General features: G+C 62.8%; 11 protein-coding genes. 1 reads left to right on the plus strand and 10 read right to left on the minus strand.

What is annotated here, in order from left to right; translation table 11 throughout:
• Nucleotides 1–7: 7 nt before the first annotated feature.
• The 10 genes from ACXJKE_RS10860 to ACXJKE_RS10905 form a co-directional block, all read right to left on the minus strand.
• Nucleotides 8–373, minus strand: a complete 366-nt coding sequence (locus ACXJKE_RS10860) for a nuclear transport factor 2 family protein (protein WP_457280981.1) — start codon at nucleotides 371–373, stop codon at nucleotides 8–10.
• A gap of 110 nt (nucleotides 374–483) precedes the next feature.
• Entirely contained in the window at nucleotides 484–1,464 is a 981-nt protein-coding gene (locus ACXJKE_RS10865) for a Bug family tripartite tricarboxylate transporter substrate binding protein (protein ID WP_457280584.1), read from the minus strand.
• Nucleotides 1,465–1,810: 346 nt separating this feature from the next.
• Entirely contained in the window at nucleotides 1,811–2,584 is a 774-nt protein-coding gene (gene soxA / locus ACXJKE_RS10870; RefSeq protein WP_457280585.1) for a sulfur oxidation c-type cytochrome SoxA, read from the minus strand.
• Entirely contained in the window at nucleotides 2,581–2,904 is a 324-nt protein-coding gene (gene soxZ, locus ACXJKE_RS10875) for a thiosulfate oxidation carrier complex protein SoxZ (protein ID WP_457280586.1), read from the minus strand. Before soxZ ends, soxA begins: the two co-directional genes overlap by 4 nt.
• Nucleotides 2,904–3,377, minus strand: coding sequence for a SoxY-related AACIE arm protein (locus tag ACXJKE_RS10880; protein WP_457280587.1), 474 nt, complete (start codon nucleotides 3,375–3,377; stop codon nucleotides 2,904–2,906). Before ACXJKE_RS10880 ends, soxZ begins: the two co-directional genes overlap by 1 nt.
• 4 nt (nucleotides 3,378–3,381) lie before the next feature.
• The gene (soxX, locus tag ACXJKE_RS10885) at nucleotides 3,382–3,828 is read right to left on the minus strand and encodes a sulfur oxidation c-type cytochrome SoxX (protein WP_457280588.1); all 447 of its coding nucleotides are present in this window, start codon (nucleotides 3,826–3,828) and stop codon (nucleotides 3,382–3,384) included.
• Nucleotides 3,825–6,032, minus strand: coding sequence for a molybdopterin cofactor-binding domain-containing protein (locus tag ACXJKE_RS10890; protein WP_457280589.1), 2,208 nt, complete (start codon nucleotides 6,030–6,032; stop codon nucleotides 3,825–3,827). The genes soxX and ACXJKE_RS10890 overlap by 4 nt, the downstream gene beginning before the upstream one ends.
• Nucleotides 6,029–6,532, minus strand: a complete 504-nt coding sequence (locus ACXJKE_RS10895) for a (2Fe-2S)-binding protein (protein ID WP_457280590.1) — start codon at nucleotides 6,530–6,532, stop codon at nucleotides 6,029–6,031. The genes ACXJKE_RS10890 and ACXJKE_RS10895 overlap by 4 nt, the downstream gene beginning before the upstream one ends.
• A gap of 166 nt (nucleotides 6,533–6,698) precedes the next feature.
• Nucleotides 6,699–7,823: a winged helix DNA-binding domain-containing protein gene (locus ACXJKE_RS10900; RefSeq protein WP_457280591.1), complete on the minus strand. Its 1,125-nt coding sequence runs from the start codon at nucleotides 7,821–7,823 to the stop codon at nucleotides 6,699–6,701.
• Between the two features lie 2 nt (nucleotides 7,824–7,825).
• Nucleotides 7,826–8,737 (minus strand): glycosyltransferase family protein, encoded by a 912-nt coding sequence (locus tag ACXJKE_RS10905; protein WP_457280592.1) that lies wholly within the window; start codon nucleotides 8,735–8,737, stop codon nucleotides 7,826–7,828.
• A gap of 532 nt (nucleotides 8,738–9,269) precedes the next feature.
• Here ACXJKE_RS10905 and ACXJKE_RS10910 point away from each other — a divergent pair.
• Nucleotides 9,270–10,973, plus strand: coding sequence for a ShlB/FhaC/HecB family hemolysin secretion/activation protein (locus tag ACXJKE_RS10910; protein WP_457280593.1), 1,704 nt, complete (start codon nucleotides 9,270–9,272; stop codon nucleotides 10,971–10,973).
• Nucleotides 10,974–10,998 lie beyond the last annotated feature (25 nt).

Genomic DNA, 10,998 nt, shown 5'->3' on the forward strand with positions numbered 1-10,998 from the left:
CAGCTGATCACAGCACAGCCAGGCCTGCCCGCACCAGCAGCCATTCGGCGCTGTCGTTCCACACGTCCATGTGTGTGATCAGCCCGCTTTTGACGACATAGCGGTCCACATAGCGGTTGCCTTCGAAAGGCGTTCCGTCAGGCCATTCTCCGTACAGGGTTCCCAGGCTGTAGACCACCGCTTCGTCGGGCACGGCACCGTTTGAGCCAGCGGCAACCGTTTCGGTGCGCTCAATCCTTTTTTTCACCCATTTGTAGCGCGATGCATTAAATTTGGTGCACTCAGCGGGGGCGCTCATGGCCCGGCCTCCGGTGAAAAGAATCTTCATGCCGGGTGCGGTGAACCGGCTGGCGGCCACCGGGTCAGGAAGCATGATGAGCCGGAGGAACTCATTGACCACGTCGGCAGCGCTTGCCGTGTCGCTGGAAAAGGTGTGAGTGCTGCTCAATCAGGATGCTCCTGCGGCTGTCGTTGCCGGAAAAATCATGTTATCACCTCGACGTTGGCCAGCTTGGCCACGCTGCGCCAGGTGTCGATCTGCGAATTGATCAACTGAACGAACTCTGCGCCGACCACCGCATTCTTGCGCGGCAGGGTCTGGATTTCTTCCAGTCTGGCTGCGATGTCCGGTTTGGCGAGAATTTCAGGGATCAGTGCCGTCAGCCGCGCAAGAATGGGCCCAGGCAGGCCTTTGGGCGCTGACAGCCCCAGCCACTGGGAACCCGTCAGCCTGGGAAAGCCGAGCTCGGCAAAGGTCGGAATGTTGGGAAGCGCTGGCAGGCGGCTCGGGGTAGAGACAGCCAGCGCGCGCAGGGACCCCGCCTTGAGTTGGGCCACGTTGGTGGTGATGGGATCGAGCAGGCTGTCGATCTGCCCGCCCAGCAGGTCTTGCATGGCCGGCGCGCTGCCTTGGTAGGGGATGTGGTCGTGTTGGGGCGCCTTGCCTTCAATCTTGAGCATTTCGCCAAACAGGTGATTGGCAGAACCGATGCCCGATGAGCCATAACGCACAGGCCGGGTCCTGGCGGCCGTCAGGTATTGCTCCAGGGTCTGGAAGGGCGACTGTGCACGCACCAGCAGCACCATGGGCGCTTCGACCAGCATGCCCATGTGAGAAAAATCATTCACCGGGTCAAAGGGCATGACTTTGCGGGTGGCTGTGGCATAGATGTGCACCGACGCATGGCTGACCAGCAGGGTGTAGCCGTCGGCGGGCTGCTTGGACACGTAGTCGGTGCCGATCAAGCCACCCGCACCCGCGCGGTTTTCCACCAGGACGGTCTGGCCCAGCGCCTGCGACAGGTGTGGCGCCATCATGCGTGACACGGTATCAACCAGACCGCCTGGTGGGAATTGCGCGACCAGTCTGATCGGCCCACGCGAAGGCCAGGCGCTTTGGGCGCTTGTCCATGCTGGAGCGGTCAGGGCAGAGATGCCGGCGGCCAGGGCGTGACGACGTTTCATGGAATGCTCCTGAAGGGCTGAAGGCTGCATTGGCAACCATCAACACGATTGAAAGCGGGGAAGCGGGGAAGCGGCTGATGACATCTGGCGATCAGCAACTTGTGTGCCAATTCGACTGTTCAGGCATTCGCGCTTTGGAGCCGGGTTTTCTTTGTGCCCCGACGCTGGCACCAGGAGGTGCCTCCCGGCCCAGGTCGTGTGACGGGATAAGCCTCATGTGACGGAAAGCCGGCACTGACCCGAACGGGACGGTCCGGTTTTGAGATGGTAAAAAGCGCAGCAGCCCCTCGCCGGATTTGCTCAATACGCTATGTAATTGATAGCATCCGCAGTACTGCCGCTCAAATCACGGCCGCACGCCCGGCGTCTCCATTGCCATGCCTTTTGCACGGGCATTCAGGTAAAGCTCCAGTTCCACCAGCTCCTGCGCGCCATAGGCAAACGGCTCGGCACGCACCCCGCTCATGCAGCCGCGGATGCGGCGCTGCAGCGAACCCAGCGCCTGCCATTCGAGACGGTACACCGGGTAGCCCGTGGGATGTGCCTCGGGAATCAGGCTGCTGGCCAGACGCCTGCCGGCCAAACCGTCATGGCACTGCGCGCAGGACAGGTTGAGCTGGCCCATGCGCTGCGCGAAAAGCTGCTGCCCACGCTGGCGGAAAGGCTCCAGCCGGGCATCATCGGGCGGTAATATTGGCAGGCCGCGCGACTGCAGCGCCACATAGCTTTCCAGGCTCAGCAGATCCTGGCTCTCCGGACGAAGTGGCGCGGCCTGCTGGTGATGCTGGCGGCACTGGTTGATGCGCTGGCTCAAGGTGATGGGCCGGCCGAGTTGAATGTCAAACGCCGGGTATCGCGCCGACACGCCGCGCATGCTGTCCGGCGTTGTGTGGCAGCTGATGCACGCCTTTCCGTTGGCACCTGTTGGCTGTTTCCACAGCGCTTCGCCGTCCTTGACCCACAACATGCCGGGATTCAGCGCATCGTCTTTCTGCATGGCCTGGGTGGATGCGCTCATGTCCTCAAAGCCTGAACGGCGAAGGTCTTTTGGCGGCGCGGTCTGTGCGCCGGCATGGCATGCCAGCAGGAAAGACAAAAGGCCCGCGGGGATGCGCGTCATCCCGTGACGGCCAGGTTGATGCTTTCAGTCTGCGCAAAACCGTTGTCGCCTTCCCAGCGAAGCACCAGCGTACCGCTCTCGGTGGCCACGGTATGGAAGGCGAGGTAGGGATTGGCCGAGACGGCCGAAAACAGCTCGGCGCTGAAGACCAGTTCGCCGTTGTAGCGGCAGCTGAAGGTCTTGATGATGTTGCGCGGCAGGATCTTGCCGTCCTCGCCGGCGCGAAAGCCGGTTTCCATCGGGTGGCCTATGGTCGCGCGTATCTCGATGACTTCACCGCGTCTGGCGGTAGTTGGGGCATTGATGAGTGTGCGTGCCATCAGGGATCGCCTTCAATACAAGCCGCCAGGGTCACGATGACATTGACGGTGTGCGACCAGTAGCTGCCGTCGCTCATCAGCGCCACTGCCACAAGCTGCTGCGAAGTGGCGAGCCGGATGCGCGTGGTCACGCTGGCCTTGCCGGAGCGAGGCCCTAGCGTGAAGCGGGCCACATCGCGCTGGGGGTTTTTCTCGTTGAAGACGGCAATGCTTTTCACGTGGTCGGCCGCCGTCATGGGGCTGTCCACCGTGACGGTGATGGGCACCACATTGCCGTTGTCGACCAACTCGGCTATGTCAAGCTTGACTTTGCCCGCTCGTACCGGAGCGCTTTGGGCATAGGCCGCCACCGCTGCCGCCAGCTCACCGGCCTGCGCCGCTGCGGGACGCAAAACGACGCCCAGGCCCATGCTGGCCGCGCCCGCCAGAATCTGGCGCCGATTAAAAGAAATAAAACGGCCTGCTGTGGTCATGAGTTCACTTCAGTGTGAGCAGAAAGGCCACCACGTCTTCAATTTGCTGGGCGTTCATGATGGGCTTGCCCTGCCAGGCCGTACCCACGCGCACGAGGCCGTCGTTGCGGTAGTAGGCGGGCATGATGCTGGCCGGGTTCAGGCGTTGCGCGTCGGCAATGCGCAGGCGCAGCTGCCCTTCGTTCCAACGTGCGCCCGCGCCCGCCAGGTCGGGCGCCAGGTTGCCCTGGAAGCGCTCTTCGGGAATGGGCCCGGTGTGGCAGAGCAGGCACAGGCCGTGTTGGCGGCTCGCGACGATGGCGCGGCCGCGTGCCGGGTCGCCGGGCGTGACCGTCAGTGCCTGGGGTATCGCGTCGCCAACAACCTGCAGCGCCGGGACGGATTGTTGCGCGAAGCTGGTCCAGGGCGCCAGCATCATCACCCCGCCGGCGATGGCGCCATGCCAGTTCATGCCTTCTTGAGATCGTGGTTCTTCAGCGGCAGGTCGCGTATGCGTTTACCCGTCGCCGCGAACACGGCGTTGAGCACTGCAGGCGCGGCGACCGCGATCGTCGGTTCACCGACGCCGCCCCAGAAGCCGCCCGAGGCGACAATGATGGTTTCCACCGCCGGCATGTGCTGCATCTGTACGACGGGGTAGGTGCTGAAGTTGTCCTGCTCCATGCGTCCGTCTTTTTGTGTGCATTCGCCGAACAGCGCTGCTGACAGGCCGTAAGCAAAGGAGCCTTCGACCTGCGCCTCGATCTGCTGCGGATTGACCGCATAGCCCGGGTCGGTGGCGGCCACGATGCGGTGGACCTTGAGCACGCCGTCGCTGCTCACCGATACCTCGGCGCAGGCCGCCACGTAGCTGCCGAAACCCATGGTTTGTGCCAGGCCCCGGTAGACCTTCTGGCCGCCGACGTCGGGCGGGGGCACGTTCCACTTGACGCGTTCGGCCACGGCATTGAGCACGGCCAGGTGCTTGGGGTGGTTCGTCATCAGCTTGCGCCGCAAGGCCAGCGGGTCCTGCCTGGTGGCAACCGCGATTTCGTCGATGAACGATTCGAGGTAAATCGTGTTCTGGTTCAGGTTCACGCCGCGCCAGAAGCCGGGCGGCACACTGGGGTTGCGCATTGCATGGTCGATCAGCAGGTTGGGGAAGCTGTAGCCAATGGAGGCTTCAGGCCCCGGTGCGTTGAGGCCCTGAAACTGCACCGGGTCGAGTCCGTTGCGCACGTTTTGCGGCGCCACGCCGGCCAGGATGGACTGGCCTGAAATGCGCATGTGCAACGCGGTGACGTTGCCCTGCGCGTCCAGCCCGGCCTGCAGCTTGCACTGCGTAACCGGGTGGTAGCGCCCATGCAGCATGTCTTCCTCGCGCGACCACAGCAGCTTGACCGGCACACCCGGCATTTGTTTGGCAATGTCCACCGCCTGGCGTACCCAGTCGTGCACCGCGCCGCGCCGCCCGAAGCCGCCGCCCAGGTGAATCTTGTAGACCTCGCATTTGCCGGCCGGCAGGCCTGCCGCTTCGGAGGTGGCCGCCAGAGCCGCTTCACCGTTCTGGGTAGGCGTCCAGACTTCGCAGCGCTCGGGCGTCCAGCGTGCGGTCGCATTCATGGGCTCCATGGTCGCGTGGTTCTGGTGCGGGTAGGAATACACCGCTTCGATGCGTCTGGCCGCTGAGGCCAGCGCTGCTTTGGCGTCGCCGTTCTGGTTGCCGACGGCTGCGTCGGGCGCGTCCAGCCCGGCCTTGAGCATCTGGGCAACGCTGGCGCTGGAGTTGGCGGCATTGGGGCCGTTGTCCCATTCGATGGGCAGCGCGTCGAGTGCGGTCTTGGCGCGCCACCAGGTGTCGGCCACGACGGCCACCGCACTGTCTCCGACTGCCAGCACCTTCTTCACGCCGGGGCGTTTCTCAACTGCGGCGGCATTGAAGCTTTTGACCTTGCCGCCGAACACCGGGCAGTCCTTGATGGCCGCGTTGAGCATGCCGGGCAGTTTCAGGTCTGCGCCGTACACCTGCTTGCCGGTGACTTTGTCCATTGTGTCCAGGCGCGCCAGTCGCTTGCCCACGAGCTTCCAGTCTTTCGGGTCCTTCAGCTTGACCTCGGCGGGCGGCGCCACTTTGGCTGCCGCAATCGCCACTTTGCCGTAGGTGGTTTTGCGGCCCGATGGCGTGTGGGTGATCACGCTGCTGGCCGCGGTGCATTCGGCCGCCGGCACCTTCCATTCATCGGCTGCGGCCTGCACCAGCATCATGCGGGCGGTGGCTCCGCCTTTGCGCACATAGTCGTGCGATTCGCGGATGCCGCGGCTGCCGCCGGTAGAGAAGTTGCCCCAGGCCCGGTTACGCGCCAGGTTCTGGCCGGGTGTCGGGTATTCGGTGGTGACTTTGGCCCAGTTGCATTCCAGCTCTTCGGCTACAAGTTGCGCGAGCCCGGTCAGGCTGCCCTGGCCCATTTCAGAGCGCGCGATGCGGATGACCACCGTGTCGTCGGGGCGCACCACAACCCAGGCGTTGATCTCCGGCGAGGCTGCGCCCTGGGCAGCCGCCGTGCCGGCGAACGGAATGTGGAAACCTACGATGAGGCCGGCCGAGGCACCCGAGGCCAGGAAGCGGCGGCGCGAGAGACGCAGAGAGTTTGCGGAGGGCAGGGGGGTGGCGCTCATGTCGTGCTCCCGTCGGTGTGTTGAATGGCGAGCGCCGCGCTTTTGGTGTTACCGCCCGCGGCAACAACCTTGATGGCGGCGCGGATGCGGTTGTAGGTGCCGCAGCGGCAGATGTTGGTCATCGCCTCGTTGATGTCGGCATCGGTCGGGTTCGGCTTGGCCTTGAGCAGCGCTGCTGCCGTCATCACCATGCCGCACTGGCAATAGCCGCACTGCGGAACGTCCAGCGCAACCCAGGCCTTTTGTATGGGGTGCGAGCCGTCGGGTGAGAGACCTTCGATGGTCACGATTTTTTCGGTCGCACTCACCGTCGAGACGGGCCGCACGCAACTGCGTGTAGGCACGCCATCGATGTGCACGGTGCAGGCGCCGCAGGCCGCGATGCCGCAGCCGTATTTTGTGCCGGTGAGCCCAAGCTGTTCGCGGATGACCCACAGCAGCGGTGTGTCGTCCTCCACTTCAAACTCACGCACGGTACCGTTGACGTTCAGTTTTGCCATGGATGCGCTCCTCAATATTTGAAGGAAGGATGGGCCGGATGACTGGGGGATAGTAGCGCTGGTGCATGTCAAATGCACCCGGCAATGCTATACCTGAGTAATGTGCTGACTTGCGCTTGGCAATAAAGTTCGGCCGGGTAAACCCTTGTGAGACCGGCGCTTTTCGTCAGCGAGCTTCTGCCAGCGGCAGGCCGGTGAAAGCCGCGTAGCGTTGAGCGGCAAGCCGCAGTGCGCCGGCGCTGCCGCGCGGCAGTGGCGCGAAGGGCGCTGTGCTGATGCTGAGCGCGCCTTTTTTTACCTGCGCCTGCCAGGTGCCGGCCACGCGCCCGCCGACCAGCAGCGCCGGGCGGAACAGGCCATTGGGCGTCATGAGCTTGCCGGCGTGTTCGCTGTCGATGATGGCTTTGCGATCCGTATAGCCCAGCACGTATTCGTCGAAGCCGGCGAGTAATTGAAGCGCGGGCTTGCCGGCTGGCGGTAAAGGCGTGCGTTTGGACCACCACACGGTGTTCCCCTCAAACAGTGCCCGTGCCAGGCCGGTTTCGGCCATCTCCAGCGCCGCCCTGGCTTCGCCGGCGGCCAGCCCTGACCACCAGGAAAAATCGGCCAGCGTAGCGGGGCCATGGCTGGCGAAGTAGCGCTGCGCCAGTTGTTTGAGTGCGTCCTCGCGAAGCAGCTCCTTGCTGGCTTCGAGTCCGGGAGGCAGCCATTCATCGAGCAGTGTGTAGGTGGCCTGCTTGCCGCGCGGGTTGCCCAGGCAAATCAGCCCGACCTGGGCCGCGCGGTACAGGATGCGCCCCCCGCGATGGCCTTCAGTGTTGATACGGTGCTGCGCGAGTGCAGCAAAAAGTTCCAGGCGCGTGAGCTGCTGGCCGCCTTCCAGGCACTGCCGGATGGCCGGGAGGATTTTGCGGAAGGCTGCCTCATCCAGCTGGACCTCACGGTAGGCTGCCGCGGTGCGGGTCAGCAAAGCCGGTGCGGTCAGTGCCAGCAGCCAGCGCAGGTCGGCGGCCGCCACCAGGTGCAGCGTGCCGCGCAGGACCCAGCTGCGGACCACCTTGCGTTGAGCCAGTGCCTGTTCAATCGACGCGTCGGTGATGGCCGCAGCGGTTGTGAAGCGCGAGCCAACTGCCCATCGGGCGTGGGCATATTCCTGTGCCTGCACGGCGCCAAACCACTGCACGGCCTGATCGGTTCGTTTGAAATTTGAGGCCCCAGGCGGGGCGGTTGCAACAAGGCGCTGGCTGGCCTGCCGCAGCGCGAGCAGTTCCTGCCGCGAGATCTCCGCCATGCTCAGGCAACGTTTTCAAGCATGGCGAGCATGCGGCTTTGCCAGGCTGCGGAAGAAAACCGTTCACGCAGCAGTTGCTGCGACGCCTGCACCATGGCCTGGCGGCGGGGTACGTCTGCCAGCAGGTCGGCGCATGCCAGGGGCATGTCCTTGAGGTCTGCCATGACCAGATGAACGCCTGGCTCGATGCCGAAATCTTCAGCGCCTTCAAAGATGTCGGAAACGACGGCCGTGCCGGCCGCCCAGCTTTCGAATGTCCGGAACTGGTCGAAGTACGTGTGTTCCGGATCGGCATGGATGTTCAGGTTGATGCGCGCACCGGCGCGGCAGGCGTCGCGCGCGGCGCCCCACAGGCCGCTCCAGACGAATTCGGCCTTCAGGGTGGGCGCCGTGCCGGCGAAGTATTGCTCGGCATCCCGCCGCCGGGGCGTGTCGCCGCCCAGCATGATGATGTCGCGGGTTCTCTGCGCTTCAGGAAGGGGCGTTCGCACATGTTTGCCGGCCACCATATAGGGCAGCTGGCAAGTGGCAAGTGCCGGGAAATGCTGTGCGAGGTAGCGTGCTATGGAGGAATCCATCGCCAGCACAGCGTGCAAGCCGGGTGCGATGGCGTCGAAAAGATCGGTCTTGTACCGATGTACGGTAGCCAGTGCATTCTTTGTCAATGGATCAAACATCCACAGCACGTGCTTGCCGTTGCGCGGCAGGCCCTGCACGGAAAAACGGGGCAGTGCATAAATTCCGGCAATCAGCAGGTTGACGTCGCAGTGGCCGACATCGGGCAACGGCGCGTCGGTGCTGGTGCCCAGGTCAATGAACTCCACGTCATGGCCTGCCTTCACCAAAACGTCCATCCACAAGCGCGAAGCGTTGCCAAACAAGGTGTCGATGTCGGTGTAGATGTGGATTTTCAACGCGTCTTCCTGCGGCTTCTTTGTGTTGCTCTTCAGCTTATAGCGCAAGGCGCCAAGGTGGCCAGGGCCAAGCAGGCGTTGGCGATCCGCAAATAGACCCAGGAGTCATTGCCGCTGTGATCTGTTGTCATCGCCGTTCGACGGTCCGAATGGCGGCGCTTGTCGTTCCGGCAATGCCATCCGTGCGCGGTATCGGGGACCTGCGGCAAAACTTTACACAACGCACCTGGATTTCCTGGGGAATTCTTCACCGGCAAGAAAGATTTTCAGTAAGTCAAAGGTAACTGAATGTATGTCTTTCTGGCTCTAAATGTAACCAATAGGGCCGCGTAATGTGTGCAGAAAAGCCCTTTTTGAAAAAATTGGGGCGAAATCATTACATAAGACTGTTGGTAATTAATCACTTTTTCTCCCTTGTATCAGGTTTCACAATTGGTTACCGTGAATTAGTTCACAAAAAATACAGCCCGCAAGTGTCGAATCACAACACCTGCAGGCACTTCGGAAACCTTGATTTTCAACGGGGCTGGCGATGAAGCGTATCGATCATGTGGGCGTGCACAGGATGTGGACTGGTGCTTTTTCTGTGCTCATGGTCATTGCGACAACTGCGCTGGCGCAGCAGGCGCCATCCACCATTGACCCCGGCCGGGTTCGCGAGCGTTTTGATTTCCAGCCTGAGCCCGGCGCCTCAGCGGCACCTCCGGAAATCAGGACCGAGCCAACAGGGCCTTTGCCTGAATCACTCAGGGCCATTAAGGTCACGCTCAGGCGCATTGATATTGAAAGCAGTACCGTGCTGCCCGGTGGCATTCTTCAGGCGAATGCGGACAGCTATACCGGACGGGAGATTACCGGCAGCGAGATTCTGCAACTCGCGTCTTCGCTCACCGCGATGTACCGTAACGCAGGCTACATCCTGTCATTGGTGGTGGTGCCGCCGCAGTCTCTCGCCGACGGTACGCTCACCCTGCGTGTGGTTGAGGGCTACATCGACAAGGTGAACATTCAGGCAGGGGACGATGTCAGTGCCCATGTGAAGGAGCAGCTCGCAGCCATCGGCGAGAAGATCAGGGCGTCGCGGCCCATTCAGGGCCCCGTGCTTGAGCGCTACCTCCTGATCGCCAATGATTTTCCGGGTGTCGAGTTGCGCAGCGTGCTGGCCCCTGCGCATGCGCCGGGTGCGGCTGACCTCACACTGATCGCCAGCGTGAAGAAAGTCGAGGGCTTCGCTGCCGCCGACAACTATGGGTCGAAATACCTCGGCCCCGCCGAGATCGGCGTGGAAGTGAACATCAACCAGTTGCTGGGCGTCAACGACCAGTGGCGCTTTCGGGGTATGAGCAGCGGCAACTCCGAGCTGGCCTATGCACAAATTTCCTATAGCCAGGTAGTCACGACAGAGGGTCTCAAACTGTCCGCTGCCGTGTCCAGGGCTCGCACACGTCCGGGCGACATCCTGACGCCGTTTGATATGCGTGGCAACGCGGACACGATGACGGTCTCTGCTGCGTATCCGCTGCTTCGAACCCGCAATGAGAGCGTGACTGCACGGGCAACGTATGAGCACACCGACGTGCAAACCGACGTGCTGGGCACCCGGGTGATTGAAGACCATCTCCGTGTGCTGCGCCTGGGGCTTGGGTGGCGGGTGCTTGACCGCCTGGGCGGGCAGAACTCGCTGGATGTGGATTTCAGCCAGGGACTGGGTGGCACCCGGGAATCCGATCCGCTCAAAAGCCGGGCAGGGGCCAAAGGGGTGTTCAACAAACTTACCTTCGATTACGAGCGTACCCAGCCCCTTGCTTCGAACCTTGCACTTACGCTGGGCCTGAGCGGGCAGTGGGCCAACACCCCCCTGCTTTCGTCCGAGCAGTATGCGGTGGGCGGCCGGCGGTTTGGGCGGGCCTACGAGCCTGCTGAACTGGTGGGCGAGCGCGGGCTGGCGTTTCGCGCCGAACCTCGTTATTCCGGTTCCTCGGACTTCGCGGGCTTCAGGTCATGGCAGCTCTTTGCCTTTTATGACATCGGCAAGGTCTGGACGGTGGGCTGTACTTGTGTGGGCATGCCCAACAGCCAGAGCCTGGCATCGGCAGGGCTGGGGACTCGCCTCTTCCTTCCACGGAACGTGGTGGCTGCGGTCGAGATCGCCTGGCCCCTGACCAAACCCATCGCGAGTTATCAGCCCCACGGAAAAGACCCCCGGCTACTGGGCACGCTGCTGGTGCGCTTTTGATGATTTGTTCAATGACTTTTCTTTG

The sequence above is a fragment of the Polaromonas sp. P5_D5 genome, from assembly GCF_054049435.1.